24 protein-coding genes and 1 tRNA gene are annotated in these 26,008 nt (G+C 70.5%); 8 read left to right on the forward strand and 17 right to left on the reverse strand.

Translation table 11 applies throughout. From position 1 onward, the window contains the following. Positions 1–12: 12 nt before the first annotated feature. Complete coding sequence (locus ABZ939_RS14910) at positions 13–1,116, forward strand: hypothetical protein (RefSeq protein WP_361853728.1); 1,104 nt, start codon at positions 13–15, stop codon at positions 1,114–1,116. Between the two features lie 90 nt (positions 1,117–1,206). Here the strand turns inward: ABZ939_RS14910 and ABZ939_RS14915 are convergent, their stop codons facing one another. The 4 genes from ABZ939_RS14915 to ABZ939_RS14930 all read right to left on the reverse strand — a co-directional run bounded on the left by ABZ939_RS14915 (position 1,207) and on the right by ABZ939_RS14930 (position 6,667). Beyond that, a complete protein-coding gene (locus ABZ939_RS14915) occupies positions 1,207–3,216 on the reverse strand; it encodes a fructose-specific PTS transporter subunit EIIC (RefSeq protein ID WP_361853731.1) in 2,010 nt (669 codons plus the stop codon). Continuing rightward, on the reverse strand, positions 3,213–4,166 hold the full coding sequence (gene pfkB / locus ABZ939_RS14920) for a 1-phosphofructokinase (protein WP_361853734.1): 954 nt from the start codon (positions 4,164–4,166) through the stop codon (positions 3,213–3,215). Before pfkB ends, ABZ939_RS14915 begins: the two co-directional genes overlap by 4 nt. After that, entirely contained in the window at positions 4,163–4,924 is a 762-nt protein-coding gene (locus tag ABZ939_RS14925; RefSeq protein ID WP_361853736.1) for a DeoR/GlpR family DNA-binding transcription regulator, read from the reverse strand. Before ABZ939_RS14925 ends, pfkB begins: the two co-directional genes overlap by 4 nt. Before the next feature lie 186 nt (positions 4,925–5,110). Then, positions 5,111–6,667 carry an MFS transporter gene (locus ABZ939_RS14930; protein WP_361853739.1) on the reverse strand — a complete coding sequence of 519 codons (1,557 nt, stop codon included), beginning with the start codon at positions 6,665–6,667 and terminating at the stop codon, positions 5,111–5,113. A 62-nt stretch (positions 6,668–6,729) separates the two neighbouring features. Between ABZ939_RS14930 and ABZ939_RS14935 the strand changes: the two genes are divergently transcribed. After that, positions 6,730–7,689 carry a YafY family protein gene (locus ABZ939_RS14935; RefSeq protein WP_361853934.1) on the forward strand — a complete coding sequence of 320 codons (960 nt, stop codon included), beginning with the start codon at positions 6,730–6,732 and terminating at the stop codon, positions 7,687–7,689. 123 nt (positions 7,690–7,812) lie between these two features. On the opposite strand, the gene ABZ939_RS14940 is transcribed toward ABZ939_RS14935, so the two are convergent. Further along, positions 7,813–8,814: a sigma-70 family RNA polymerase sigma factor gene (locus tag ABZ939_RS14940; protein WP_361853742.1), complete on the reverse strand. Its 1,002-nt coding sequence runs from the start codon at positions 8,812–8,814 to the stop codon at positions 7,813–7,815. Between the two features lie 147 nt (positions 8,815–8,961). Between ABZ939_RS14940 and ABZ939_RS14945 the strand changes: the two genes are divergently transcribed. Next, on the forward strand, positions 8,962–9,501 hold the full coding sequence (locus ABZ939_RS14945; RefSeq protein WP_361853744.1) for an N-acetyltransferase family protein: 540 nt from the start codon (positions 8,962–8,964) through the stop codon (positions 9,499–9,501). 75 nt (positions 9,502–9,576) lie between these two features. On the opposite strand, the gene ABZ939_RS14950 is transcribed toward ABZ939_RS14945, so the two are convergent. Continuing rightward, positions 9,577–10,371, reverse strand: a complete 795-nt coding sequence (locus tag ABZ939_RS14950; protein WP_361853747.1) for a class III extradiol ring-cleavage dioxygenase — start codon at positions 10,369–10,371, stop codon at positions 9,577–9,579. Positions 10,372–10,476: 105 nt separating this feature from the next. Here ABZ939_RS14950 and ABZ939_RS14955 point away from each other — a divergent pair, with 105 nt between their 5' ends. Then, the gene (locus tag ABZ939_RS14955) at positions 10,477–10,980 is read left to right on the forward strand and encodes a MarR family transcriptional regulator (protein ID WP_361853750.1); all 504 of its coding nucleotides are present in this window, start codon (positions 10,477–10,479) and stop codon (positions 10,978–10,980) included. A gap of 128 nt (positions 10,981–11,108) precedes the next feature. On the opposite strand, the gene ABZ939_RS14960 is transcribed toward ABZ939_RS14955, so the two are convergent. Further along, positions 11,109–12,626 (reverse strand): MFS transporter, encoded by a 1,518-nt coding sequence (locus tag ABZ939_RS14960; protein ID WP_361853753.1) that lies wholly within the window; start codon positions 12,624–12,626, stop codon positions 11,109–11,111. 199 nt (positions 12,627–12,825) lie between these two features. After that, on the reverse strand, positions 12,826–13,500 hold the full coding sequence (locus tag ABZ939_RS14965) for a TetR/AcrR family transcriptional regulator (protein ID WP_361853757.1): 675 nt from the start codon (positions 13,498–13,500) through the stop codon (positions 12,826–12,828). A 248-nt stretch (positions 13,501–13,748) separates the two neighbouring features. On the opposite strand from ABZ939_RS14965, the gene ABZ939_RS14970 reads away from it, so the two are divergent. Further along, a complete protein-coding gene (locus ABZ939_RS14970) occupies positions 13,749–15,020 on the forward strand; it encodes a M6 family metalloprotease domain-containing protein (protein ID WP_361853760.1) in 1,272 nt (423 codons plus the stop codon). Here the strand turns inward: ABZ939_RS14970 and ABZ939_RS14975 are convergent. Next, complete coding sequence (locus tag ABZ939_RS14975; protein WP_361853936.1) at positions 15,007–16,605, reverse strand: class I adenylate-forming enzyme family protein; 1,599 nt, start codon at positions 16,603–16,605, stop codon at positions 15,007–15,009. The two genes, ABZ939_RS14970 and ABZ939_RS14975, sit on opposite strands and share 14 nt — an antisense overlap. Positions 16,606–16,708: 103 nt before the next feature. Between ABZ939_RS14975 and ABZ939_RS14980 the strand changes: the two genes are divergently transcribed. After that, positions 16,709–16,781 (forward strand) — tRNA-Arg (locus ABZ939_RS14980). A 714-nt stretch (positions 16,782–17,495) separates the two neighbouring features. Here the strand turns inward: ABZ939_RS14980 and ABZ939_RS14985 are convergent. Continuing rightward, positions 17,496–18,077 (reverse strand): AAA family ATPase, encoded by a 582-nt coding sequence (locus ABZ939_RS14985; RefSeq protein ID WP_361853763.1) that lies wholly within the window; start codon positions 18,075–18,077, stop codon positions 17,496–17,498. Between the two features lie 293 nt (positions 18,078–18,370). Then, positions 18,371–18,664 (reverse strand): hypothetical protein, encoded by a 294-nt coding sequence (locus ABZ939_RS14990; protein WP_361853766.1) that lies wholly within the window; start codon positions 18,662–18,664, stop codon positions 18,371–18,373. Between the two features lie 188 nt (positions 18,665–18,852). Between ABZ939_RS14990 and ABZ939_RS14995 the strand changes: the two genes are divergently transcribed. Beyond that, positions 18,853–19,359 carry an RDD family protein gene (locus ABZ939_RS14995; protein ID WP_361853769.1) on the forward strand — a complete coding sequence of 169 codons (507 nt, stop codon included), beginning with the start codon at positions 18,853–18,855 and terminating at the stop codon, positions 19,357–19,359. Positions 19,360–19,382: 23 nt separating this feature from the next. On the opposite strand, the gene ABZ939_RS15000 is transcribed toward ABZ939_RS14995, so the two are convergent. From ABZ939_RS15000 to ABZ939_RS15015, 4 genes are all read right to left on the reverse strand, one after another. Continuing rightward, the gene (locus ABZ939_RS15000; protein WP_361853772.1) at positions 19,383–20,063 is read right to left on the reverse strand and encodes a DNA alkylation repair protein; all 681 of its coding nucleotides are present in this window, start codon (positions 20,061–20,063) and stop codon (positions 19,383–19,385) included. 85 nt (positions 20,064–20,148) lie between these two features. Beyond that, positions 20,149–20,976 carry a hypothetical protein gene (locus ABZ939_RS15005; RefSeq protein ID WP_361853775.1) on the reverse strand — a complete coding sequence of 276 codons (828 nt, stop codon included), beginning with the start codon at positions 20,974–20,976 and terminating at the stop codon, positions 20,149–20,151. 4 nt (positions 20,977–20,980) lie between these two features. After that, positions 20,981–22,333 carry a hypothetical protein gene (locus ABZ939_RS15010; RefSeq protein WP_361853778.1) on the reverse strand — a complete coding sequence of 451 codons (1,353 nt, stop codon included), beginning with the start codon at positions 22,331–22,333 and terminating at the stop codon, positions 20,981–20,983. After that, entirely contained in the window at positions 22,333–22,761 is a 429-nt protein-coding gene (locus tag ABZ939_RS15015; RefSeq protein WP_361853781.1) for a hypothetical protein, read from the reverse strand. Before ABZ939_RS15015 ends, ABZ939_RS15010 begins: the two co-directional genes overlap by 1 nt. A 125-nt stretch (positions 22,762–22,886) precedes the next feature. Between ABZ939_RS15015 and ABZ939_RS15020 the strand changes: the two genes are divergently transcribed. Then, on the forward strand, positions 22,887–23,366 hold the full coding sequence (locus ABZ939_RS15020) for a diadenosine tetraphosphate hydrolase (protein WP_361853784.1): 480 nt from the start codon (positions 22,887–22,889) through the stop codon (positions 23,364–23,366). Between the two features lie 9 nt (positions 23,367–23,375). On the opposite strand, the gene ABZ939_RS15025 is transcribed toward ABZ939_RS15020, so the two are convergent. Both ABZ939_RS15025 and ABZ939_RS15030 read right to left on the reverse strand, forming a co-directional pair. After that, a complete protein-coding gene (locus ABZ939_RS15025) occupies positions 23,376–24,011 on the reverse strand; it encodes an adhesin (RefSeq protein WP_361853787.1) in 636 nt (211 codons plus the stop codon). A 205-nt stretch (positions 24,012–24,216) separates the two neighbouring features. Beyond that, on the reverse strand, positions 24,217–25,905 hold the full coding sequence (locus tag ABZ939_RS15030) for an MFS transporter (RefSeq protein WP_361853789.1): 1,689 nt from the start codon (positions 25,903–25,905) through the stop codon (positions 24,217–24,219). Positions 25,906–26,008: the final 103 nt, after the last annotated feature.

Consider the following 26,008-nt stretch of genomic DNA (forward strand, 5'->3'; position numbering starts at 1 on the left):
AGGAGCACACGTATGCGTCCTGATCTCAGGACCAGGTCCTCTCTGGGCCCGCTCGCCCGTCGACGTTCCTGGCTCACGGGTGGGGCCGTCGCCTCGCTCGCCCTCGTGCTGTCGGGCGTCGCGTCGCCTGTGATCGCCGCGCCCCAGAGCCCGGCGCAGCTCTCGAGCGTGAGCGCGGGAGGACCCACGGCCGGGGACGAATGCAAGGACCGCCCGCCGCACCACGAGGACGGCCCGGGCTACCCGGACGGCCCGCCTCCGCACCACGGTGGGGACCGGATCCACGAACTCGCACAAGGCCCGCTGCACGACCTCAAGGAGCTTCTGCCGCCGCACCTACGGGCCGGCGGCGGCGACGAGTGCAAGGAGGGGAAGCCCGGCCCGACGGGTCCCGCGGGCCCGGCAGGACCGACCGGACCGACCGGACCCACCGGACCGCAGGGCCCCGCAGGACCGGGCGGCGGCGCGACCGGCCCCGCAGGACCGGCAGGCCCGGCAGGCCCGGCGGGACCGGCAGGACCGGCAGGACCGGCAGGACCCCAGGGCCCCGCAGGACCGGGCGGCGGCGCGACCGGCCCCGCAGGCCCGGCAGGACCGGCGGGACCCGCAGGACCGGCCGGAGCGCAGGGCCCGGCGGGCCCGGCGGGCCCCGCGGGACCGGCCACGTGCAACGACATCGACGCCGTGCGGGACCAGAACAGCCGCGAGTACAAGGCCGTCACCAACAACGGTGCGGTGTCCGCCGGCATCCGAGACCTGCAGCCGACCCCTTCGCCGTTCGTCTGGACCCCTCTCCCGAACCCCCCGGCCGGGACGTGCTCCGTCTCCGTCGCACACCAGGCCAACGACATCTCGGTCGAGGTGCTCACCACCGGTGGGCAGGTGTATGAGTTCCGGTGCGCGGTGGAGCCGGGTCAGGGGCAGGATCCCAGTGCGCTCAACTGTGCCACCGTCACCAACGACCCCGCCGACCCCGACTACCCCCTGGGTCGCTGGCTCCCGCTGACCACCCCGCCGAGCGGAAACGGCGCTGCGGCGACCAACAACGCCAACAGGTTCCTGGGGAAGCAGGCCGGCTCCGGGAAGCTGAACCACGCCGTGAAGGCGACGAAGTGACCTGAGCCGGCAGCACTTCGGCTCGGAACACGCCCGAGGGGCGGTGCGCTCGTGATGCGCACCGCCCCTCGGTGTCCCTTGCGGGACCGGTCAGGCTGCTACGGCCACCCTCGTCTCAGCCTGAGGCTTCTCCTCCGTGCCCCCGTTTCCCACCGGGGCCGACTTCCGCGCGCCCTTGAGGAGGATCACCAGGCCGGCGCTGACGAGCGTGCCCGCCAGGATCGCGACCAGGTAGAGCAGCGGGTTGCCGATCAGCGGAATCACGAAGATGCCGCCGTGCGGGGCCCGCAGGGTGCACTCGAAGGCCATCGACAGGGCGCCCGTGACCGCGCCGCCCACCATCGCCGAGGGGATGACCCGCAGCGGGTCGGCCGCGGCGAACGGGATGGCGCCCTCGCTGATGAACGAGGCCCCGAGGACCCAGGCCGCCTTGCCGTTCTCCCGCTCGGCCTTGGTGAACAGCCTGCCGCGCACGGTCGTGGCCAGTGCCATCGCCAGCGGCGGCACCATACCGGCGGCCATCACGGCGGCCATGACCTTGAGGGAGCCCTCGTTGGGGGTGGCGAGACCGCCGACGGCGAAGGCGTACGCGACCTTGTTGACCGGGCCGCCGAGGTCGAAGCACATCATCAGGCCGAGGATGACGCCGAGGATGATCGCGTTGGCGCCGGACAGGCCGGACAGCCAGTCGGTCAGGGCCTTCTGGAGTTCGGCGATCGGCTTGCCGATCACCAGGAACATCAGGAAGCCGACGACGATCGACGCGAGGAGCGGGATCACGACCACCGGCATGATGCCCCGCAGGGCCGCGGGCACCTTCACCTTCTGGATGGCGAGCACCGTGCCACCGGCGATCAGACCGGCGGCGAGTCCGCCGAGGAAGCCCGCGTTGATGGTGAGGGCGATCGAGCCGCCGACGAAGCCGGGGACGAGTCCGGGCCGGTCCGCCATGCCGTACGCGATGTATCCGGCGAGGACCGGGACGAGGAAGCTGAACGCGAGCCCGCCGATCTGGAACATCAGCGCGGCCCAGGAGTCGGCCTGACCCCAGGCGAAGTACTCGGCGACGGAGGGGGCCTTGTCGATGTCGTAGCCGCCGATGGCGAAGCCCAGGGCGATGAGCAGGCCGCCGGCCGCGACGAAGGGAACCATGTAACTCACGCCGGACATGAGCCACTTGCGGAGCTTGGTGCCGTAGCCCTCGGTGGGCTCGCCGGCGCGCTCGACAGGGGTGGGCCTCCCGGCGGAGACCTCGCCGCGCGCCGCCTTGCCGCGGACCTCGGAGATCAGCTCGGTCGGCCGGTTGATCCCGGCCTTGACGCCGACGTCGACGGTCGGCTTCCCGGCGAAGCGCTCCTTGTCCCGTACGGGCACGTCGTGCGCGAAGATCACGCCGTCGGCCGCCTCGACGACCGCCGGATCGAGCCGGGTGAACCCGGCGGAGCCCTGCGTCTCGACGGCGACCTCGACCCCTGCGGCCTCACCCGCCTTCTCGAGGGCCTCGGCGGCCATGTAGGTGTGGGCGATTCCGGTGGGACAGGACGTGACGGCGACGATCCGGAACGGGGTTTCCGGCCCGTCCGCCGCACCGGCGGCTTCGCCGCCGGGGGCCGGGGCCGCCGGCTCCGAGGTCTCTTCGGCAGGAGCCTCCGGCTCCGCCTCCTCGCCCGCGATCAGCGCCGACGCCTCCCTCGCGGACGTCGCCGACCTCAGCGCCGTCGTGAACTCCTCGTTCATCAACTGGCGGGCCAGGGAGGAGAGGATCGTGAGGTGGGCGTCGTCCGCGCCCGCCGGGGCCGCGATCAGGAAGATCAGGTCCGCCGGGCCGTCCGGGGCGCCGAAGTCGATGCCCGACGGCGAGCGGCCGAAGGCGAGGGTCGGCTCCACCACGTGCGCGCTGCGGCAGTGCGGGATGCCGATGCCGCCCTCGAGGCCCGTCGGCATCTGGGCCTCGCGGGCGGCCACGTCCGCGAGGAAGCCGTCGAGGTCGGTCACCCGGCCGAGCGCGACCATGCGCTCGGCGAGCGAGCGGGCCGCCGCTTCCTTGGTGCCGGCGGACAGGTCGAGATCGACCAGGTCCGCGGTGATCATCTTGCTCATCGCGGGCTCCCTTGCTCGCTGAGTACTCGGTCGAGGGGCACGCCGTCGGTCACCGTGACCGCCGGCGGGTTCAGATCGCCCGGGGTGGGCATCTCGCTCCCCGGCAACTGGACGGCCGCCGCGCCGTGCGCGACCGCCGCCGCGAGGGCCTCGGGGCCCTCTCCCCCCGCCGCGAGGAATCCGGCCAGGGACGCGTCGCCCGCGCCCACGTTGGACCGGACGACCTCGACGTCCGCGGTGCCGAACCAGATACCGCCGTCCGACACCAGCAACTGGCCGTCCGCCCCCAGGCTCGCGAGGACCGCGCCCGCCCCGAGCTCCCGCAGCTCCTCCGCCGCCTTCACCGCGTCCCCCACGGTGGCCAGCGGCCTCCCCACCGCCTCCGCCAGTTCGTCGGCGTTCGGCTTGACCACATCCGGCCGGGCCGCGAGGGCCGCGAGGAGCGAAGGACCCGAGGTGTCGAGGGCGATCCGGGCGCCCGCGCCGTGGGCGCGGGTGACCAGCTCGGCGTACCACTCGGGCGCGAGACCGCGCGGCAGGCTGCCGCAGCAGGCGATCCAGTCGGCCGCCGGCGAGTACGCGCCCACCGTGGTGAGGATCGTCTCCGACTCCTCCGAAGTCAGCTCCGGGCCGGGCGCGTTGACCTTCGTCAGCGTTCCGTCCGGCTCCGCGAGCGCGATGTTGGAGCGGGTGTGGCCGGCCACCGGCACCGGTGCCACCTCGATGCCCTGTCCGGCGAGGAGTTGGGCGACGAGCGCGCCGGGCGCGCCGCCGAGCGGGACGACGGCGACCGTACGGTGTCCGGCCGCGGCCACGGCCCGGGAGACGTTGACACCCTTGCCGCCCGGGTCCATGCGCTCCACGGACGCGCGCAGCACCTCGCCGCGCTCCAGGGCCGGGACCTCGTACGTCCGGTCCAGCGACGGGTTGGGGGTGACGGTGAGGATCATGTGCGTACGACTTCCGTTCCCGCGGCCTCGATCGCCGCGGCGTCCTCGGGGCTGAGCCCGCTGTCGGTGATGAGCAGATCGACGTCGGTGAGGTCGCCGAAGCGGGCGAAGTGCTCCTGGCCGTGCTTGGCCGAGTCGGCGAGGAGTACGACGCGGCGGGCGGAGGCGATCACGGCCCGCTTGACGGCGGCCTCGGCGAGGTCGGGGGTGGTGAGCCCGTTGTCGGGCGAGAAGCCGTTGGCGCCGAGGAAGGCGACATCGGCGCGGATCTCTCCGTAGGCCCGCAGCGCCCACGCGTCGACGGCGGCGCGGGTACGGTGCCGGACGCGGCCGCCCACGAGGTGAAGGTCGATGCCCGGGTGGTCGGCGAGGCGGGCCGCGACGGGCAGCGCGTGGGTGACGACGGTCAGGCCGCATTCGAGCGGGAACTCGGCGGCGAGCCGGGCGACGGTGGTGCCGGCGTCGAGGACGACGCTTCCCTCGTCGGGGAGTTCGGCGAGAGCGGCCCGGACGATCCGGTCCTTCTCGTCGGCCGCGTGGGCCTCGCGCTCGGCCAGGTCGGGCTCGAAGTCGAGCCGCCCGGCCGGTATCGCGCCACCGTGCACCCGGCGTACGAGTCCGGCCCGGTCGAGGGCCTTGAGGTCGCGCCGTACGGTCTCGGCGGTGACCTGGAACTCCTCGGCGAGGGAGAGGACGTCGACACGTCCGCTCTCGCGGGCGAGCCGCAGAATCTCTTGCTGGCGCTCGGGTGCGTACATGTGGCTTTACGTCCGTTTCAATGCCCGAACCTGTGGTTTCACTGGTAGGCTACGCCCGGTTTTCCGGAAAGTAAACGGATCTGGGCAGCGATACGGACACGAACGGGCATCGGACACGGTTCCTCTTACGCCAGAAGGCCCGGACCGGGGGCATCCCGGTCCGGGCCTTCGTCACGTCATCCGTCCTCAGTGCGTGAGCACCGGCTCCTTCTCGACGATCGCGGAGTCGTCCCCGCCCGCGTCCTCCGCACCTTCCACGTGCTGCTTCGGCTTCGCCGGCAGCGCGAACATCACCAGGAAGATCCCGGCGAGCACCACCACCGCCCACCCGAGCGCGTTCTGGAACGCGTCCGTGAACGCCGCGCCCACCTCGGCCGGAGCCTTCGCGAGCCGCTCCTCGTCGATCGCCCCGAAGAAGACGACCGAAACGAGCCCGAGCCCGAGCGCGTTGCCCATCTGCCCGGTCGTGTTGATCAGACCCGACGCGGAACCCGCGTGCTCGCGCGGCACGTCCGAGAGGACCGCGTCCGTCAGCGGGGCCACGATCAGCCCCATGCCCAGGCCCATGACCACCAGCGGCGGGATCATCTGCCAGGAGTCGATGGCGGTCCCGTACCGGCCCGCCACCACCATGTAGAGCAGCACGCCCGCCGCCATCGTCAGCGCGCCCGCCTGGAGCACCTTGCGGCCGAAGCGCGGCACCAGCTTCTGCACCGACAGGCCGGCCGCCGTCGAGACGGCGATCGAGAACGGCACACCGGTCAGACCCGCCTTGAGCGGGCTCCAGCCGAGCCCGACCTGCATGTACAGCGTCCAGACCAGGAAGAAGATGCCCATCACGACACCGAAGGTCAGCTGGACCGCGATGCCCGCCGCGAAGCTCTTCACCTTGAACAGCGACAGCTCGAGCAGCGGGGAGCCGTCCTTCTTCGTCTTGTACTTCTCGTACGCGACGAGGGCGGCGAAGACGACGAGGCTGCCGGCCATGCACAGATGACCCCACAGCGGCCAGTCCAGCTCACGGCCGCGCGTCAGCGGGTAGATCAGCATCAGCAGCGCCAGCGTGACCAGCAGGACGCCGACGATGTCGAGCCGGAGCGCCTTGGGCGCCTTCGACTCGGTGATGAACTTCCGGCCCAGCAGCAGGCCGGCGATGCCGACCGGCAGGTTGATCAGGAAGATCGGCCGCCACTCCAGGCCCGCGATGTTCCACTGCGTGAGCAGCGCGCCGAGCAGCGGGCCGGAGACCGCGCCCAGACCGATGATCGCGCCGAACATGCCGAACACCTTGCCGCGCTCATGCGCGGGGAACGTGACGTGGATGATCGACAGGACCTGCGGCACCATCATCGCCGCCGCGGCGCCCTGGAGCAGGCGGGAGGCGACCAGCATCTCCGGGCTCGCGGCGAAGCCGCAGAGCGCGGAGGCGAGGGTGAAGCCGGCAGTGCCGAGGAGGAACAGCCGCTTGCGGCCGTAGATGTCGCCGAGCCGTCCGCCCGTGATCAGGCCGGCGGCGAACGCGAGGGCGTAACCGGCGGTGATCCACTGGATGGCACCGAACGAGGCGCCGAGGTCGCGCTCGATGCTCGGGATCGCGATGTTGACGATCGTGGCGTCGACCAGGTCCATGAAGGCTGCGGTCATGACGATGGCGAGGGCTATCCAGCGCCGGCGGTCGGCAACCGCTTCCGTGGCGGCCTGCGCTTCCGTGGCCGCTGCGGGAACGGCGTCGTGTGAACTCATATGAGGAAGATAGAGGCCATCTAGGTCAGATGATGTCCTAGATGAACGGCATCCTGGGACCTATGACGGACACCCCGGCACGACTCCTGAATCTGCTGTCGCTGCTCCAGACCCCGCGCGAGTGGCCGGGCAGCGAGCTCGCCGACCGGCTCTCGGTCTCCGCCCGCACGATCCGGCGGGACATCGACCGGCTGCGGGAGCTCGGCTACCCGGTCGAGGCGACGAAGGGCGCGGTGGGCGGATACCGCCTGGTCGCCGGTACGGCGATGCCGCCGCTGCTCCTCGACGACGAGGAGGCGGTCGCGATCGCGGTGGGTCTGCGGGCGGGGGCGGGGCATGCGATCGAGGGGGTGGAGGAGGCGTCGGTACGGGCCCTGGCGAAGCTGGAGCAGGTGCTGCCGTCGCGGCTGCGCCACCGTGTCTCCACGCTGCAGAACGCGACGATCCCGCTGACGCGCGGGGACGGGGCGACGGTCGCGCCGTCGACCCTGACGGCGCTCGCGGGAGCGGTGACGGGGCAGGAGCGGCTGCGCTTCGGCTACCGGGCGGGGGACGGCACGGAGTCACGGCGCCAGGTGGAGCCGTACCGGCTGGTGTCGACGGGGCGGCGGTGGTACCTGGTGGCGTACGACCTGGAGCGCGAGGACTGGCGTACGTTCCGGGTGGACCGGGTGTCCGACCCGTTCGCGACGGGGGCGCGGTTCACTCCGCGGGAGCTGCCGGAGGGCGGCGCGGCCGAGTACATGGCGCGCTCGATGAACCGCACGCAGCAGACCGAACTCGACCTGGACGTCACGTTCCACGCCCCGGCGGAGTTCGTGGCGGCCCGCCTGCCCGCCCACCTAACCTTGACGTCGACGGGCCCGACCACCTGCCGCCTGCGCACCCCCACGGCGGACTCGGTCGAATGGCTGGCCCTCCGCCTGGCCCTGGTAGACATCCCCTTCACCATCCACGCCCCACCCCCACTGATCACCTACGTAACAGCCCTGGCAACCCGCCTGACGGCTTCGACCGCCTGAGGCACGTGGTGGGGGTGGGGGGTGGGGATGCGGGGGTGGGGGGCCCTCGGCCCCGTACCCCCGCACCGCGTAGCGGTGCCGTGGCGCGGCCCGCAGGGCCGCGGTCACGGTCCGCCGGCCGCTCTAGGCCACCGCGTCGAAGCCCGTGTCCCGCGCCATCTTCTTCAGTTCCAGCAGCGCGTGCTTCTCGATCTGGCGGATCCTCTCCCGCGTCAGGCCGTGCTCCTTGCCGACCTCCGTCAGCGTCCGCTCCCGGCCGTCCTCGATTCCGTACCGCATCCGGATGATCGACGCCGTGCGGTGGTCGAGCTTGTCGATCAGGTCGTCGAGCTCCTCGCTGCGCAGCAGCGTGAGCACCGACTGCTCCGGGGACACCGCCGAGGTGTCCTCCAGCAGGTCACCGAACTGCGTCTCGCCCTCGTCGTCCACCGACATGTTCAGCGAGACCGGGTCCCGCGCCCAGTCCATGACGTCCACGACGCGCTCCGGCGTCGAGCCCAGCTCCGCCGCGACCTCCGCCGGCTCCGGCTCCCGGCCGTTCTCCCGGTTGAACTCGCGCTGCACACGCCGGATCCGGCCCAGCTCCTCCACCAGGTGGACGGGGAGCCGGATCGTGCGCGACTGGTCGGCTATGGACCGCGTGATGGCCTGTCGGATCCACCACGTGGCGTACGTCGAGAACTTGAAGCCCTTCGCGTAGTCGAACTTCTCGACCGCGCGCACCAGGCCCGCGTTCCCTTCCTGGATCAGGTCGAGCAGCGGCAGCCCGCTGCGCGGATAGCGTCGCGCGACCGCGACGACCAGCCGCAGGTTCGACTTGATGAAGAGGTCCTTGGCACGCTCGCCCGCCGCGTACAGCGCTTCGAGCTCCTCGCGGGACGCGCCGCCCGCATCGGTCTCCACCTCACCGTCGAGGATCTGCCGGGCGTACACACCCGCCTCGATCGTCTGGGAGAGCTCGACCTCCTTGGCAGCGTCGAGCAGGGGCGTGCGGGCGATCTCGTCGAGGTACATGCCGACCAGGTCGCGGTCGGCGATCTCCCCGCCCACGGCGCGAACGCTGCTGGCCCGTGTGCTGCTACCGCTGGTGGCGGACGAACGACGGGCGACGGCACGGGTTGCCATGCGTGCTCCCTTGCTGAGTAGGTCGCGACACCCTCTCGGGTGCCCTGCATCCGACGGAAACAACGACTGGAATCAGGACAGAATTCCCACGCGGCACATCGATTTTCGCGATCATGCAGTACCCTGTGCCGCCACCGAGGGGGATGCATGCTGTCTGAACGCACAGAGGCGCAGGTCAGGGCGGGCACGGAGGGTGACCTGGAGGCGCTCACGGAGCTGTACAACCACTACGTCCGCGAGACCGCGATCACCTTCGACACCGAGCCCTTCACACCGGAGCAGCGGCTCCCTTGGCTCCGCTCCCACCCTGAAGACGGCCCCCATCGCCTCATGGTTGCTCGCGATGTCCGAAAAGATACGAAAAGCCGAATTCTCGGGTATGCGACCAGCAGCGCGTTCCGCCCCAAGCCCGCGTACTCCACGTCCGTGGAGGTCAGCGTCTACCTCTCCCCCGACGCCGCCGGCCGGGGCATCGGCTCGCTCCTCTACGAGCGGCTCTTCGAGGCCCTCGCCGACGAGGACGTCCACCGCGCCTACGCCGGCATCGCCCTCCCCAACGAGCCCTCGACCCGCCTCCACGCCCGTTTCGGCTTCCGCCACATCGGCACGTACGGAGAGGTCGGCCGGAAGTTCGGCCGCTACTGGGACGTGGCCTGGTACGAGAAACGCCTCGCCGCCGAGAACTAAGCCCGCCGGCCACGGACGGCTACGCCCCAGGTCGGCGCTGACGGTCGGCCGGCGCCGGCACCCCCGACCTCCCACCTAGCCGAACTGGACCGAACGCTTCGCCAGCCCCATCCAGAACCCGTCGATCACGCTGCGTCCGCCACCCAGGTCACCCGCCGCGTCCGCCGCGCCCAGCGTGACGAACAGCGGCGCGAAGTGCTCCGTGCGCGGGTGGGCGAGCCGGCCCGCCGGGGACTTGTGCTCGAAGTCGAGGAGCGCGTCGACGTCCTCGGCCTCCAGGGCGTGGCGCCCCCAGTCGTCGAACTCCGCCGACCAGCCCGGCACCCCCGGCCCGGAGTGCCGCAGCGCGGCCAGGTTGTGGGTGAAGAACCCGCTGCCGACGATCAGGACGCCCTCGTCGCGCAACGGCGCGAGCCTCCGCCCGATGTCCATCAGCTTCCGCGGGTCGAGGGTGGGCATGGAGATCTGGAGTACGGGGATGTCGGCGCCCGGGAACATCTCCACGAGCGGAACATAGGCACCGTGGTCGAGCCCCCGGTCGGGGATGTCCTGCACGGGCGTACCGGGGCCGTGCAGGAGCTTGCGGACGGACGCGGCGAGCCCGGGCGCGCCGGGAGCCGCGTACTGGACCCGGTAGTAGTGCTCGGGGAAGCCCCAGAAGTCGTAGACGAGGGGGAGGGTCTCGGTCGCGCCGAGCGCGAGCGGGGCCTCTTCCCAGTGGGCGGAGACCATGAGGATCGCCTTCGGGCGGGGCAGTCCCGCCGACCAGGCGGCGAGTTCGCCGGGCCAGACCGGGTCGTCGGCGAGCGGCGGGGCGCCGTGCGAGAGATAGAGCGCGGGCATCCGTTCCAGCGCGGCATCGGCGTCCATGACGACCGCCTCCAGTCTCAGTCTTTGAAAGTTCAAGCTCACCTGACATGACGAGCTTAGACCCGATCTAGTTCAACTTTCAAGAATGAGTCGTAGGATAGATACATGACCATGGCACCCAACGACGCGCCCCGCTGGCTCAGTGACGAGGAGCAGCACGTCTGGCGCGCATACCTGCACGCCACCACCCTCCTCGAGGACCATCTCGACCGCCAGTTGCAGCGCGACGCCGGGATGCCGCACATCTACTACGGTCTACTCGTCCAGCTGTCCCAGGCGCCCCGGCGGCGACTGCGGATGACGGAACTCGCCAAGGCCGTCAAGATCACCCGCTCCCGGCTCTCCCACGCCGTCGCACGCCTCGAGAAGAACGGCTGGGTGCTCCGCGAGGACTGCCCCTCCGACAAGCGGGGGCAGTTCGCGTACCTCACGGACGAGGGTTTCGAGATGCTGAAGCGGGCGGCCCCGGGCCATGTCGCCGCCGTACGGCAGGCGATGTTCGACCGGCTCACCCCGGGCCAGGTGGAGCAGCTCGGCGAGATCATGAAGGTGATGGCGGAGGGCCTGCAGCCGACGGACCCGGACGCGGACCTGCCCTGGCTCCGCTGAGCCGAAGCCCGAAGGCGACGGACCTGCCCTGGCTCGGCTGAGCCGAAGCCCGAAGGCGACGGACCTGCCCCGGCTCCGCCGAGCCGCAGCTCGAACGCAACCAGGGCAGATCACTCCCCCACCGAGGATCAGTGCACGACGACGGGGATCTTCACCTCGTCCTCGACACCCTCGCCGGCCCCGGCCCCGGAACCGGCGACCGCGCCGGACCCCGGCTTCCCGGTGTTGATGAAGGTGACGGCGATCGCGGCCGAGACGGCCAGGATGCCGACCGCCCACCAGATGGCCGCCGCGTAGCCCTCGACCATGCCCTGGAGCTGGAGCAGCTTCTGGGCGGCGGGGGTGGTGGCGCCGGCCGCGTGGTCGGTGATGAACGCGGTCGTGGCCGAGGCGGCGATCGTGTTCAGCAGCGCCGTACCGATGGCGCCGCCGACCTGCTGCGAGGTGTTGACCATCGCGGAGGCCACACCGGCGTCCCGCGGGTCGACGCCGTGCGTGGCGAGGGACATGGCCGGCATGAAGGCCGTACCCATGCCGAGGCCGAGCAGCAGCTGGGCGGGGAGGATCAGACCGGCGTACGAGGTGCCGATCTCCAGCTGGGTGAGCAGCAGCATGCCGACGGCCGCGGTCAGGAAGCCCGGACCCATCAGCCAGCGCGGGGGAACCCGCGTCATCAGCCGCGTACCGATCTGGGTCGAGCCGATGATCATGCCCGCGATCATCGGGAGGAACGCGAAGCCCGTCTTGACCGGCGAGTACCCCTTCACGACCTGGAGGTAGTACGTCAGGAAGAGGAACAGACCGAACATCGCGATGACGGCCAGACCCAGCGAGAGGTACACACCGCCGCGGTTGCGCTCGGTCAGGACGCGCAGCGGCAGCAGCGGGGACTTCACCTTCGCCTCGGTGAGGACGAAGGCGGCGAGGAGCACGGCGGATGCGACGAACATGCCGATCGTGGTCGCGTCCGACCAGCCCGCGGACTCGGCGCGGGTGAAGCCGTAGACCAGTGCGACCAGACCGAGGGTGGACAGGATCACGCCCGGGATGTCGAGCGGCGAACGGTTGCGCCCGCCGGCCGGCTCACGGATGACGAAGTACGCGCCCGCCGCCGCGACGATCGCGAAGGGGATGTTGACGAAGAAGGTCCAGCGCCAGTCGAGGTACTCGGTGAGGAAGCCGCCGAGGATCAGACCCACGGCGCCACCGCCACCGGCGATCGCACCGTAGATGCCGAACGCCTTGGCGCGCTCCTTGGTGTCGGTGAACATCACCGCGAGCAGGGAGAGCGCGGCGGGCGCGAGCAGCGCGCCGAAGGCGCCCTGGAGCGCGCGGGCCCCGAGCATCATCGCCTCGCCGGTCGCGGCCCCGCCGAGTGCGGAGGCGGCTGCGAAGCCGATCAGGCCGACGACGAAGGTGCGCTTACGGCCCCAGAGGTCGGCGATGCGGCCACCGAAGAGCAGCAGACCGCCGAAGGCCAGCGCGTAGGCCGTGATGACCCACTGCCGGTTGCCGTCCGAGATCCCCAGGTCCTGCTGGGCGGAGGGCAGCGCGATGTTCACGATCGTCGCGTCGAGCACGACCATCAGCTGGGCGAGAGCGATGAAGACCAGCGCTTTCCAGCGCCGGGGATCTGTTTCGGACATGGGGGTAGCCACCTCTTGGTGCGTAAAAGTAAAAACGGGACGTAAGCAACTGGGTGCCGCGGGAGTGGGTACGACCCTGCGGCGTTACAGCGCTGCGGCGTTACAGCGCTGTGGCGCTACGGCGCCCTGGCCTTGTGGCGCTTGGCGTCATGGCGCCTGGCGTTATGGCGCTTGGCGATACGGGACGGTCAGCTCGGGGTCACGACTCGTGGGAATCGCCCCGCAGATCCTCCAGAGTGGCGGCCGAGCCGGGGAGCTCGGAGCGCGCGGGCGCTTCGAGTCCGTCCAGGAACAGCTGCAGATGACGGTGGACGAAGCGGTCCATGTTCAGGCAGGCGGTGCCCGGCAGCGGACGGGTCAGCTGGGAGACCGCCACCAGCAGGTCCCCGACGCCGGCGTCGGGGCGGAGCCGCCCCGCCCGGTGCGCGCGGTCGACGAGGCCCTGTACGGCCGCCTCCAACCGCTTGCGTTCGGCTTCGAGTTCGGGCTGGTCCATGTCGAAGGTGCCGTCGAGCATCGGGCACAGCGCGCCGATCCGTTCGTCGGCGGCGCCGTGGACGAAGCGGCGCAGCGCGTCGAAGGCGTCGGCCTCCGCCGCGTCCACGGCCGCGATCGCCTCGTCCGCCAGGTCCGTGGTGCGGGACGTGACGGAGAGGACGACCTCGTGGATGAGGTCGTTGCGCTCGGGAAAGTTGCGGTAGAGCGTGGCGTTGCCGACCCCGGCGCGGCGCGCGATCTCGTCGAGCGGCACCTGGGGGCCGAACTCGACGAACATCTCGCGGGCCGCCGTCACGATCCGCTCGCGGTTGCGCAGGGCGTCGGCCCGCGGGCGGGGTACGCGACGGGCGGGCGCGGTGCCGGTTTCGATGGTCACGCCACGGCCTCCCTCTGATGATCGATGATCCGGGGACTGAGTCCCCACTTCCTTCGGACACAGGCATAAACGGGGAGGGAGTCCCCGGTTATTTCCCCCTTCAACTGTGACCTGGGCCACATCCCGAAACGCCGCGACGGAATACCCACGATCGGGCCACCCGGCGCGCGCCCTCGCACCTCTCGACACAGGCTGATCGAACAGCAGCGCTGCCCAGCTGACCTGAGGCCGACCAGAGAGGCGACCGGATGCAGCACACCCGCCGGCGGATACGCAGACCCGTCGCCCTCGCAACCGTCGCAGCCCTGGCGCTCGCCGCGCTGGCCTCGGCCAGCACGACCCTCCCCGGCCCGGCCCCGGCCTCGGCCGGCCCTGTGGCCACCACGCAGGGGGAGGCGCAGCTCGGGCCGTGCCGGATCGCGACGACGATGGGTGTGCAGATGTCGGAGGGGCTGCCGACCGCGCCCGGATACGCCCGCTCCACGGGCCTGGTCAGGGCCCTCAACCTGATGGTCGACTTCCCGGACGCGCCCGGAGAGGGCACGGCGCTCAGCCGCTACGACGAGTTCTTCCCGAAGACCTCCGAGTGGTTCCGCGTCAGCTCGTACGGGCGCCTGCACTACCGCCCCGAGGCTCCGATACCCGACTGGCTGCGCATGCCGCGGCCGTTCTCCTCGTACGGGATAGAGCGCGGCTCACCGTACGAACCGGGCTACCGGGGGCTCGTCGAGGACATCGTGAAGGCCGCCGACCCGAAGGTGGACTTCAGCGCGTACGACCTGGTCAACATCCTGGTCACCCCTAACGCCGGGCCCTCGGCCCTGGACACCGTTCTGTCCGTGACCTTCTCCGGCAACGACGACGCCCCTTACGCCGACGGCGTCCCGCTCTCCCACACGTCCTTCGTCTACAGCCGCCAGGACGACGGCTCGGGGTCGTACGCCGAGACCGGTTACCGCGTCCTGCCGCACGAGAACGGCCATGTCTTCGGCCTGCCCGACCTCTACACCGTGGACGGCGGCGGCACGGTCGGGCACTGGGACATCATGTCCGAGGACTGGGGGGCCAACAACGACCTCCTCGGCTGGCACAAATGGAAGCTCGGCTGGCTCGACAACGAGCAGGTCGGCTGCGCGTCCACGCCCGGGACGCACGAGTACACGCTGAATCCGCTGGCGGCCGCCGGCGGCCCGAAGCTCGCCTTCGTACCGCTCTCCGAGAAGTCGGGGTACGCGATCGAGGTCCGCACCCGCGACGGCAACGACGAGGCCGTCTGCGAGCCGGGCGTCCTGATCTACCGGGTCGAGTCGGACGTCGACACCGGGCACGGCCCGGTGACCGTGGCGGACAGCGACAAGGACAGCGGCGGCTGCACGCGCCGCCCGAACGTCCACGCGGAGCTGTCGGACGCCCCGTACCGCCCGGGCGAGACGTTCACGGACCGGACGAACGGCATCCGGATAGTGGTGGTCGACGAGGACGACGAAGGCCGCTACCGCGTCCGCGTCACGCGCTCCTGATCTCTTCCCTGAGCTCCCGCTTCAGCACCTTCCCGGTGGCGTTCCGGGGCAGCTCGGTGTCCCGTACGAAGACATGGGCGGGCACCTTGAAGGCGGCGAGGCGAGCGCCGACGTACCCCCGCAGCTCCTCGACGGTGGCCCCCGACCCCTTCCTGAGCCGTACGACGGCGGCGACCTCCTCCCCCAGGCCGGAGTGCGGCACGCCGAGGACGGCGGCGTCGAGGACGTCGGGATGGTCCAGCAGGACGTTCTCGACCTCGACGCAGTACACGTTCTCGCCGCCGCGGATCACCATGTCCTTGAGCCGGTCGACGATGCTGACGCGCCCGTCGTGGAGCCGGGCGAGGTCCCCGGTACGGAACCACCCGTCGGCGGTGAAGGCGATCTTCGTCGCCTCCTCGTCCCCCCAGTACCCGCGGACGAGAGACTGCCCGCGCAGCCACAGCTCCCCGACGCCGTCCGCGTCGGGCCGGTCGATACGGACCTCGGTGGCGGGCGTGGGCCGGCCGACGCTCCGCGGATCCGCGCGGTACTCGGCCCCGAAGTTCGCGAACACGCCCCCGCAGGTCTCGGTGAGCCCGTAGCCGTTGCGGGGCTCGATGCGCTCCCCGTACGCGGCGGTGAGGCGGGCCACGATCTCGGGCGGGGCGGCGGCGCCACCGGTGTTGAGCATGACGAGGCTCTCCAGCGGATCGCCGGTCTGCTCCGCCCGGTCGAGCAGCTGCAGAGCGGTCGTCGGCACACCGGCGTAGTGCGTGACGTGATGGCGCCGGATCAGTTCCAGGGCCTTGTCCGCGTCCCACTTCCGCATGAGGACGAGGGTCCCGCCGGCGGCCATGACCGAGTAGAACGAGGTGAACGCCGCCACGTGGAAGAACGGAAACGTGGTGAGCGAGACGGGCGAGGGCCCCTGCCCGGGAACCATGCCACGCCCGAGGGCGGAGGCGGCGGCGAAGTACCGCGGATTCATCGCGGCCCCGGCCTGGGCGAGATGCGTGGCGACGGCGCCCTTGGGCCGGCCGGTCGTCCCGGAGGTGTAGATGATCGTGGAGTCCTGCTCGGGCAGGACGTCGACGGCCGGGGGCCCGAGGAGCGCGTCGGTGTCGCGGACGTACGCGACGAACCCTTCCTCCGGCGCCCCCTGAAAGACGATGCCGGGCACGTGGTGCTTCCGCGCCCACTCCCGCACCCTCCCGACCCGCTCGCCGTCGACGAGAAGGATCCGGGGCGTGCAGTCGTCGAGGGCGTACGCGAACTCCTCCTCGGTCCACCAGGCGTTGAGGGGCACGGCGACAAGCCCGGCGAGCTGGGCGGCCCAGAAGGCGATCTGCCACTCGGGATGGTTCCGCATCGCGACGACGGCCCGGTCCCCCGGCCGCAGCCCGTACTCGTCGACGAAGCGCCGGGCGAGCCCGCAGGCGGCGTCGAAGAACTCCCGGTACGTCAGCTCCCCACCCTCGGACACCAGGAACACCCGGTCCCCGTACGCCCAGGTGGCCTCCACGAACTCCCGCAACGTGCGGGGCCCGTCGACATACACACCGTCCTCGACGGCGAAGGCCGCCCTGACGTCCACCACATCCACCCTCTCTAAGCGCTTGCTCACCCCAGCCGGGACGCTATGTCCACCCTCCCACCCGGTCAACCCCGCCCGCCGACGCCCACCCGCTACACTGTCGCCCGTACCGGCCTTCGTAGCTCAGGGGATAGAGCACCGCTCTCCTAAAGCGGGTGTCGCAGGTTCGAATCCTGCCGGGGGCACGGCCAGAAGGGCCAGCTCAGGGGAACCTTCCCCCGATGCTGGCCCTTCGCCATGATCCCGGCCGTGCCATCTACGTGCCAGAAGGTGGCGGATCATCTACCCGAGCTTCCCCGCGATGTGCTGATCACGGTCACTCGTCCTGTGCGGATAGATCAGCGCGGCCCGGGTCGTGCCGCGCCCCATCCGCGTCAAGAGCTCCCGCGTACTCGCCCCCGCGCTCGACGCCAGGATGTTCCCGGTGTGGCGGAGGTCGTGGAAGTGCACGCTCTCGGAGACGCTGGCCTTGGCACGGGCAGCGGTCCAGTCGTCCCGGAAGTTGCTCCGGCGGAGGAGGCCGCCGCGGGGCCCTGGAACACGTGGCTGTCCTGACCGGCACCGGCGAACTGCGCGCCTCGCCAACAAGCCCCACAAGGCCGACCAGTTCGCCGAAGCGCAAGCGGACGCGATCACCGACGACATGCAGGCCATTGCCGACGCACTCACCACGGCGTAGCCGAGGCTCAACGGGGGAGCTGTTACAGGTTTCTCTACCTCATCAAGCGCCCGGCTGCGCTCCGCTTCGCCGACGCCCGCCCTGCAAGACGGGATAGGCCCAAGGGCATGAGCCGAGCCTCAACGGCCGCGGTTCCATCTGTCACCGACCTGCCTCCGGCGAGGGCCTCAGGCTCCGGGATGGCGTGGGCGCCGGCTGGGTGCCTTTGAGCGGCGCTGGGTCACCGGATCAGGGCGACGACTGCTGCCTCGATGGGTTCGATGTCCGGGTCAGCATCATCTGAGGTATCGACTTCAATGACGGCATCGACTCCGCTCGGCGGATCGAAAATCGACCGCTTCATCTCGCCTCGCTGGAACTGAGATGAGAGCTGTCGGTCGACCGCCCCGCCTTCGGCCGCCCGGGCGCGGAGGCGCTCGTCGATGACCGATTCGCGGGCGACGGCGTGGACAGCGAGCACTCGGGCGTCACATGCGAGTAGCGCGTCCAGCAGCTTGCGCGACAACACGGAGGACTCCACGACGAAGCTCACCCCTGAGGAGGCGAGCAGCTGGGCTGCGTTGACCATCACGGCCTCAGCGCGGAGGCTCAAAGGCCCGCCGGCTATGTGGAAGTCCGGGTTGAGCTGAACACCGCCGTCCTTGGCGACGGAAGCGGAGGACAGCCCGAGACCGACCTTGACCTCATCCCGGGTCAGGAACAGCACACCGAGGCGGCGCGCCGTTGCGCGAGCAACGGTGGTCTTTCCGGCTCCCGGGGACCCACATACGGCGACCACCACCGGCCGTTCCCACTTCGACATCCGCCGATCCTGCCGGATCTTGACCGCACTGTCTACGAGCCGATCATGGTCAGCCGAGCAGCCGTCAGCGACCGCACCGCCCGCAGTTCGCATCGAGGGACCCAAGGAACGGTCCCGTGGCCGTGCCACTCTCGTGCCAGAACGGACGGGGACTCACGGGGAATCGAGGTCCGCAAGCAAGGGGTCTACTGGCACAGTCGGATCTTGCCAGCCCTACGGCGGGCATCCGAGTCGGGGCACCCCGGAGGTGTCGGTCATCCTGGCCAGACCACGAAACTGCTGCGATTGCACGGCTACCGGACGACGACGTTGTGCGCCGGAATGATCGTGGGCTGCAGGTCGGCGTGGCCGAGGTCGGCCAGGATCGGACCGAAGGTCTTCGCGTGGGTTTCGAGGGCCTCCACGCTCTCCCAGACCTCGGTCACGCGGAATCCTCCCTCGACCGGCCCCGCCGCGTGAGAGACGAGACCCGCATTCGGCAGGTCTGCGAACTGCGTGAAGCCCTGCCCACCGGTCACCCGTTCGATGACTGCGTCGTAAAGCTCCTGTCCGGCGCCAGGGAGGTCGAAGGTGACGATGATGGCCATGAAGATGCCCCAATCTCGGTCCGCCGCGCGGGTGCGGCAACGCCGTGATACTAGCGTTAAGTAATCGCGCGGATTCACAGAGCGACGTGGTGGGCGCGGGTCGCACAGCCTGGGGCTCCGCCGTAGCGACCCCCGGGTTAGAGTGCACGCCGATCCGATCGGCCGGCGGCAAGGAGAACCAGGTGGCGATGACCTCAGGCAGTGACCTCGGTCCTCTGCCGTCGGTGGGTGGAGCCGTGAAATACCGTCCGGCGCCGGGTGCCCCGGCCGGTCTCATGCGTCGCTGTGCCGCGGTCGCCGTCGACCTTCCCATCGCCGTGGTCGCCGTTCTCGGCCCACTTATCGCGCTGGACCGGATACTCGAGGCCCTCGCCGTCGCGGACGACCCGGCGGGGACCATCTGGCGTGCCGCGGCCGCCGTGTGGCTCCTCGCCTTCGTGCTGGGCTATTCACCGGTGTGCGTCTCGCGCTGGGGCGGCACTCCGGGCAAGCGCGTGATGGGGATGGAAGTGGTCCGCGCGAGTGACGGCGCACGGCTCGGCTACGGCGCCGCGGTGCTGAGGCATGTCACGAACCTGGTGGCCAACACCGTGCCCGTGTTCCTCGTCGCCCACCTGTCCTCGATCACCCTCAGCCCGGATGGTCAGGGCCTCCACGACAAGACAGTCGGCAGCAAGGTGATCCACCGCAGGTGAGGGTTCGCCCCACCCGAGCTCTTCTACTTCTGTCGGCGCACCATCTCGGTGATCCAGATCGGCGCGAACGGCGACGTGCAGCCCGGGGACGTCGGGTAGTCCTTGAGCACCTCTAGGCGCTCGCCGATGTCGATCGCGCGCGTGCGGTGTTCGGCGTGGTCGATCCCGATCTGGGCCAGGCAGTGGTTCATCGCCCACTGCAGGCGGTCTGGGGCGTCCGCCATCTCCGCCTCGATGACGTCCAGCAGTCCCGCGAGGTCGAGGCCCTCGGGCTTCTTCGTCACGCGTTCGGTGGTGAGCGCCCAGCCGGCACTCGCGACCACGGGATCCGGATCGGCGGACCAGGCGAGGCGTAGCTCTTCGGAGTGCGGGTTCTTCTTCACCACGTAGTTCACGAGCCAGTCGTGCACCTTGGGGGCGCGCGTCTCGCGCACCATGGCGTCCAACTCGTCGCGCTCGAAGGCCTTCGGGCGGCAGATCAGGATCGCCAGCAGTCTCGCCGCCGTGTCATCCGTCTCCCAGAGCCGGTACGCGAGGTCCTGCTGTGTCTTCAGCCGCTTCGCGAGCGCGCGCAGCTTGCCGAGGTTCACACCGTGATCGTCGCCGTGCTTCTCGTTCACCGCGCGTGCCTTCGGGTCCTCGAGCTCGGCCAGCTCGGCCATCACCTCGGCCACCGTCGTCCCGGTCGGCGTCGTCTCGGCCACCGCAGTCTCCTGTCCCTCACGTGCGGGATTCAGCTTAGGACGGCGGTCGGCCTCCTGTCGTAGTCACCGGTCCGGCGCCGCGTCTTCACCTCGGCTCGTGGACGACGATGCCGCCGCTCAGCTTCTCGGCCGCTGTGCGCGCGGTCTCGGCGTCGCAGAACTGGATCGACCAGTTGCCGGCGGTGACGATGTTTCTCGGCACCCTCTCCTCGCTGAGAAGCAGCCGCAGGTAGTCGTCACGTGCCGCCGTTGTGGCATGGAGCCTGAGGCCGGCGTCACGACCTTCCGCAGAGCCGCTGCACAGCTCGTCGCTCCGTGCCTTCGTCGCGCACAGCAGCCCCTCCGCGGTCTCCTTCCGCCGCGTGCAGGTGACCGACTCGTCCAGTGCGTCGGCGAGCGCACCGACCCGCTCGTAGCGCGGCGTGTCCGGGATGTCGGGCAGGGGGTACAGCGGCGGCAGCACGACGGCGTCCAGGGCACGGGCGACCTTCAGTGCGTGGGAGGGGGTGTCGTCCGGCAGAACGCGGATGTACCAGTTGCCCGCTGCCACGAGGACCTGGCCGTTCGGCGGCGTTCTGCGGCTGTCGACCGCTCTGCCGATCTCGCCCTCTTCCACGACATCCGTGTCGAACACCGAGATCTCGGTCTCCACCGTCGCGCCCTGGTCCTCGAAGACGCAGTCGAGACTGCTGCCGGAGCCGGCCTGGCCCTGCCTCCGTCGCAGCACCTCGCAGTCCACACCGGCCCGCTCGAGCGCGGTCACGACGTCGTCGGCGGTGCCGAAGCGAGGCTCCGACGGCACGCTGCGGGGCAGGGGCACCAGGGGCGATGCACTGCTGCGCGTGAACGCGTCACACGCGGTCAGTACAAGGATCATCAGGCAGGCGGCGCCGGTGACTGCGGCCTTCCTCATCGCGTCAGTCTCCAGGGGGTGTGGGAGGCGGGCCAGGGCTCGGCGACGGCGTACCTGGCTCCGGTTTGCCCGTACCGGTTCCGGTGGTCTGGCTGCCGGCACGGTAGATCGGCTCAATGGACACGTGATGGCCGGCCGGTGTCTGCGACTCCAGCTGTCCGATGGCCTGGGCGCGCTCCTCGTCGGTCAGGTCCTCCCACGCCATCGCGTCGTCCACATGCGACTCGATCTCGTCCCAGTTCCTGCCCCGGGCCTTGATGTCGCCTCCACGCGGGTCCGAATCGTCGCCGTACTGCTCGTTCTTCTCCCGCACATCCGGCGTGTCGGCCGCATACAACGTGAAGAGCTGCTTGTCGGTGTCCGCTCCGTACGGATTCTCCCGGAGCTGGGCCAGGTAGTGAGCGGACAGCCGCACGTCGAGTTCAGGGTCGGCCTCTATCTCGGCGGCGAGTTCAGCGTCGCTCAGGTCGCCCAGGGACCTGCCGTCCGTCAGCCGGAACCGGTCCGGGAATTCCTCGATGACCGACCGGGCTGTGGGCAGCTTCATGTGCGTGATACCCAGCGATTTATCCGGCTTGGGATAGAGGGTGAGTCCCCAGTTGAAGAAGCGGCCGAACTCGGTGAGCGGCCCGCGCAATCCAGGGTTGTGGTTCTGGTACCACTGCTGCTCCTGCCACAGAATGGCCAGCAGCAGTTTGCGGCTGATTCCGGTCTCCGCGGAGGCGAGTTTCACGGCGTTGAGCACGTTCGGCGGGACGTTGATGGGGTGGACACCGTCCAGGCCGCCGTCCAGGCGCAGCGCAATGCTCAGCGGGCTGTTGCCGTCGAGTGCTTCCTTGACCAGCTTCGGGTCGGTGATGTTCGTCAGGCCCTCGACGGTTCGCAGTGCTCGAGCTGCCTCCCTGTCGGCCTGGTCCGCCTTGACCAAGGCGCCCGATATGACGGTCTGCGCATGCTGTAACTGCTCGCGTTCCGGACTGTTCGGGCCGAGCACGGTGGCGTGGGCGAAGTCGACGCGCCCGCTCTCGTCGACCTTGAGCCCGTGCCGGCGGGCATAGTCGAGGCCGCTCTGCAGGTCACGCTGCGCGGCTTCGATGCCGGCTGCGAGGTCGTCGTAGGCCCGCGTCATGCCGCGCAGCGCGAGTGCCGCGGCTTCGTAGTCGTCCGCGTGCTGGACGAACTTGTCCCGGGCAGCTCGGCCGGCATCACCCACCCAGCACTGCCGCAGGGTGGCAGCGATCTCGTCGCGCGCGTAGGAGGCGAGAGCGTCGCACTGCTTGGCTGCTCGCAGTACGTCGTCGGCCGCGTCCCGCCACTGCTGGGGCTTCGCCGTGTCCAGGTCGTTCACGGACACCATCAGGCGTCCTCCAGCCAGTCGGCGGACTTCCTCAACTCCGCTGCGATGGACACGTCCTGGCTGATCTGCGTGTCCATCCCCTTCGTCAGCGCCTTGGCGGCGTCCTCGACGAGATCGCCGAGCGTGTGGAGACGTTTCTGCCAGGCGGCCACGCAGTCATTGCTCGCGGTGCCGGCATCCCAGCCGGAGTGGCTCTTGCCCACTGCCTCCGCGTCATCCAGCTTCGACTTGTCGCGCGCCTCACCCCGCACGGTGTACAGAGTGGATGCCTTGGAACGCAACGGCGCGTCGGTCAGGCCGAGATCCGCGCCCTGAAGAGACCCGGGAGCCACGGAACCGCCGCTGTTCGCCGATGCGAGGCTCAGTTTCGCTTCGCGTGTGTGGAGGGCGTCAGCCTTGAGCCGACCCCATTCCTCCTCGAACGACATGCATCCCCCTGTGTTTGCACGTGCACTTCGATCAAGTGTGCTCATTCACGGTACATCTGGCGGTGCGTCATTTCATCGGCTGTTTTGGACTGCATCGATCCTTCATCAGCAGGTAGCTTCTGATCATGGTCGACGACTGGCGGACGGACCGAATCGGCAGCGCTCTGCGGGGTGAGAACCCGACCGTGCTGAGGCGCTTGGACGCGGGGTTCGCCGTGATCGGCGATGTGCAGTTTCTTCCCGGGTACTCGGTGCTGTTGGTGGACGATCCCGCGGCCGAGCGGCTGTCCGACCTTCCCCGGGCCAAGCGGCTGGCGTTTCTTTCCGATATGGACCGGCTCGGGGAGGCCGTCGAGCGGGTGTGTCGGGGGATCGATGCCGCGTTCCGGCGGGTCAATCTGGAGATCCTGGGGAACACCGACGGCTTCCTGCACGCGCACGTCTGGCCTCGGTACGAGTGGGAGCCGAGGGAGGTGGTGGGCATGCCGGTGTGGCTGCATCCCCGGGACAGGTGGAGCGACGAGCGGTTCGCGCTCGGGCCGCGGCACGACCCGTTGCGGGCAGCGATCGGAGACGAGCTGGACCGGCTCCGTTCGGCGAGCTGACGCGGGCCCCTACGCCTGCCGGCACGTCAGGCGCATCTGGCCCGCCGCGTGGTGGGCGCCCTCCAGGGTCGGGGTGCCCCAGTCCTGGCCTCGGTCGAGGAGGCGGACCGTGAAGGTGGGGGTGTGGAGGGGGTAGGTGCCGGCGGGGAGCAGGGTGCCGGGGTGGGCGCGCTGGTGCAGGGTGAAGGTCGCATACGGAGTGCCGTTCGCCAGGAGTTGGTAGACCGAGGGGTCGCCGGCCGCGTCCTGGGGGCGGGGTGGGTGGGGGATGTGGACCGCGAGGTCGCAGGTGCGGTAGGTGGGGCCGACCCGCCAGGTCCAGGTGGCCGAGTTGTCGTGGTCCTTCGTCGGGCTGCCCGACATCGGGAGCGCCGAGAAGCTGCCGTCGCAGCCCCCGCCCCGGTAGCCGCCCGTGCGGACCGTGTACCAGCCCTCGTCGCCGTCCTCGTACCGGCCCGACTCCGTGTATCCGCCGCCCTCGCACCCCGGGCCCGCCCACACCTCGTAGTAGGGGGGCGCGGAGCTCTCGTGGACGGGAGGAGTGGAGGGCGAGGGGGGAGCGCTCGGGGGTGTGGGCTCGCCCGGGAACGCCGTCGGGCCGTTCCTCGTCGGCACCGTCCGTATCGGCGGATCGTTCTCCGCCACCGGAGGCGGCTCCTCCGCCCCGGCCAGTGACACCACCACAGCCACCGCCACGCAGGCCACGGCCACCACGGCCACGAGGGCCCCGATGCCGCCACGCCCGGGCCGGGCAAAGCCTGCGCAGTGCCGGCAGGACATCCCCGGCAGCGGGCCCCGGCCCACTCCGTCGCACTCTTCGCATGCCATAGCGGCACACCCTAAGGCCGACTCAGCGGAGTTCCTCCGGGCATGCGGTACCCCGCGGGAAGAACTTGTACGGCGCGGACAGCCGGTACACGCCCGCCTTCGGCGCCACCAGCTCCGTCCACTCGTCGCCCTCGGCGTCCGCCTCCGTCTTCAGCAGACAGCCGTACGCGTTCAGGAAGACCTTCGGCAGCTCCGTCGGCGACGCCTCGCGCGCCGCCTTCGACGCCTCCGTCTCCTCCGGCGGCTCGACCTTGCCGCCGTTCTCGTCGAGGAGGGCCAGCCAGGGCGAGTACGGGACACGGATCAGGACCCGGCCCGGGGCGTCGACCTCGATCACGACCTCGTTCGCGCCCGCCCGCCGCACCTTGGCCGGCGGGTCGGCCAGCGGGGTCGGGTCGTCGACCTCGTACAGCCGCCAGTTCGCGTCGGACCAGACCTGCTTCAGATACGGCAGCCCGTCCCCGACCAGCTCCGCCTCCCGCTCGGCACCCGAGTCCGGCGCCCCGGTCGGCAGGACGACGTAGTGCACCGCCCAGCGGTCCAGCCAGTCCTGGTAGTTCGTGGCGTTGAGGGTGTCGTCGTAGAAGAGCGGGTTGCGCTCCATGTCCGCCTGACGGTTCCAGCCCCGCGCGAGGTTGATGTACGGGGTGAGGGCGGAGGACTCGCGGTGGCTGGAGGCCGGCACGACCTCCACCCGCGCCTTCTCCGCGCCGCGCTCCTGCAGCTGGTTGATCAGCGGTGCGACCTCGCGCGCCCAGGACGCGTCCGGGGCCGTACGGATGACGTCGTCGACGCTCTTGAATCCGATCCAGATGTTCAGCCCCACGAAGGCCAGCACGATCGCGTACCAGCGACGCGAGCGCGGTGCCGCGTAGGGCAGGGCCGCCAGCAGGACGACGCCCGCGAAGAGCATCACGAGCCGCGAGACGTTCGACCCGATCTGAGAGTCGATCAGCCAGGTCAGCAGCGTGCCGGCGGAGTACACGGCCGCGCCGGTGCGAACGGTGCGCCACTCACGCGGTACGAGCAGGAAGCACAGGACTCCGAAGAGGAACGGCAGCGCCGTCGACGCCAGCGACATCGGCTGCGTACCGGAGAAGGGGAACAGCCAGGAGGACAGCGCGACGACCAGCGTCGGCGCGAGACCGAGGGCGTACGCGCCCGGCCGCCGCTTGTTCAGGAAGAGCGCCGCCGCCGCGACCCCGAGGAAGAGCCCGGCGACCGGGCTGCACGCGGTCGCAAGACCGGCGAGCGGGGCGGCGACCGCCGCCTTCGCCCAGCGTCTGTGGCGCCAGCGGTACGGCCAGCAGAACACGGCGGCGACCGCGCCGAGCGCGAACATCATGCCGAGCCCGAACGTCACCCGCCCCGACAGGGCGTTGCACAGGAACGCGAAGACCCCGGCCAGCGAGCACGCCAGCGGATTGCGGACCGCCCGCACCCGCACCAGGATCAGCGCCGTCAGCCCGGCCGAGACCGTGCCGGCGATCATCATCGTCGTACGGACACCGAGCACCGACATCACGTACGGCGAGACCACGCTGTACGAGACCGGGTGCATCCCGCCGTACCAGGCGAGGTTGTACGCGGAGTCCGGATGGCGACCGACGAACTCGGCCCACGCGTCCTGCGCGGCCAGGTCGCCGCCGCTGTTCGCGAACAGGAAGAACCACAGCACGTGGGTGAGTGCGGCCAGTCCCGTCGCGATCATGACGGGGTAGCGACGCCTGCGTCGCCGGGGCCGCGGACGCGGTGTCGTCTCCGTGGGCGGGCGCGGAGCCGGGAGGTTTATTCGCGAGGGCACGGGGCGTCGC

The organism is Streptomyces sp. NPDC046712 (genome assembly GCF_040645695.1).
Lineage (GTDB): Bacteria > Actinomycetota > Actinomycetes > Streptomycetales > Streptomycetaceae > Streptomyces.

Bases quoted from the DNA above. Each gene is read 5' to 3' on its own strand.
- ABZ939_RS14910 (WP_361853728.1), top strand. From the start codon at position 13: ATGCGTCCTGATCTCAGGACCAGGTCCTCTCTGGGCCCGCTCGCCCGT.
- ABZ939_RS14915 (WP_361853731.1), bottom strand. From the start codon at position 3,216: ATGAGCAAGATGATCACCGCGGACCTGGTCGATCTCGACCTGTCCGCC.
- pfkB (WP_361853734.1), bottom strand. From the start codon at position 4,166: ATGATCCTCACCGTCACCCCCAACCCGTCGCTGGACCGGACGTACGAG.
- ABZ939_RS14925 (WP_361853736.1), bottom strand. From the start codon at position 4,924: ATGTACGCACCCGAGCGCCAGCAAGAGATTCTGCGGCTCGCCCGCGAG.
- ABZ939_RS14930 (WP_361853739.1), bottom strand. From the start codon at position 6,667: ATGAGTTCACACGACGCCGTTCCCGCAGCGGCCACGGAAGCGCAGGCC.
- ABZ939_RS14935 (WP_361853934.1), top strand. From the start codon at position 6,730: ATGACGGACACCCCGGCACGACTCCTGAATCTGCTGTCGCTGCTCCAG.
- ABZ939_RS14940 (WP_361853742.1), bottom strand. From the start codon at position 8,814: ATGGCAACCCGTGCCGTCGCCCGTCGTTCGTCCGCCACCAGCGGTAGC.
- ABZ939_RS14945 (WP_361853744.1), top strand. From the start codon at position 8,962: ATGCTGTCTGAACGCACAGAGGCGCAGGTCAGGGCGGGCACGGAGGGT.
- ABZ939_RS14950 (WP_361853747.1), bottom strand. From the start codon at position 10,371: ATGGACGCCGATGCCGCGCTGGAACGGATGCCCGCGCTCTATCTCTCG.
- ABZ939_RS14955 (WP_361853750.1), top strand. From the start codon at position 10,477: ATGACCATGGCACCCAACGACGCGCCCCGCTGGCTCAGTGACGAGGAG.
- ABZ939_RS14960 (WP_361853753.1), bottom strand. From the start codon at position 12,626: ATGTCCGAAACAGATCCCCGGCGCTGGAAAGCGCTGGTCTTCATCGCT.
- ABZ939_RS14970 (WP_361853760.1), top strand. From the start codon at position 13,749: ATGCAGCACACCCGCCGGCGGATACGCAGACCCGTCGCCCTCGCAACC.
- ABZ939_RS14985 (WP_361853763.1), bottom strand. From the start codon at position 18,077: ATGTCGAAGTGGGAACGGCCGGTGGTGGTCGCCGTATGTGGGTCCCCG.
- ABZ939_RS14990 (WP_361853766.1), bottom strand. From the start codon at position 18,664: ATGGCCATCATCGTCACCTTCGACCTCCCTGGCGCCGGACAGGAGCTT.
- ABZ939_RS14995 (WP_361853769.1), top strand. From the start codon at position 18,853: ATGACCTCAGGCAGTGACCTCGGTCCTCTGCCGTCGGTGGGTGGAGCC.
- ABZ939_RS15005 (WP_361853775.1), bottom strand. From the start codon at position 20,976: ATGAGGAAGGCCGCAGTCACCGGCGCCGCCTGCCTGATGATCCTTGTA.
- ABZ939_RS15010 (WP_361853778.1), bottom strand. From the start codon at position 22,333: ATGGTGTCCGTGAACGACCTGGACACGGCGAAGCCCCAGCAGTGGCGG.
- ABZ939_RS15015 (WP_361853781.1), bottom strand. From the start codon at position 22,761: ATGTCGTTCGAGGAGGAATGGGGTCGGCTCAAGGCTGACGCCCTCCAC.
- ABZ939_RS15020 (WP_361853784.1), top strand. From the start codon at position 22,887: ATGGTCGACGACTGGCGGACGGACCGAATCGGCAGCGCTCTGCGGGGT.
- ABZ939_RS15030 (WP_361853789.1), bottom strand. From the start codon at position 25,905: ATGATCGCGACGGGACTGGCCGCACTCACCCACGTGCTGTGGTTCTTC.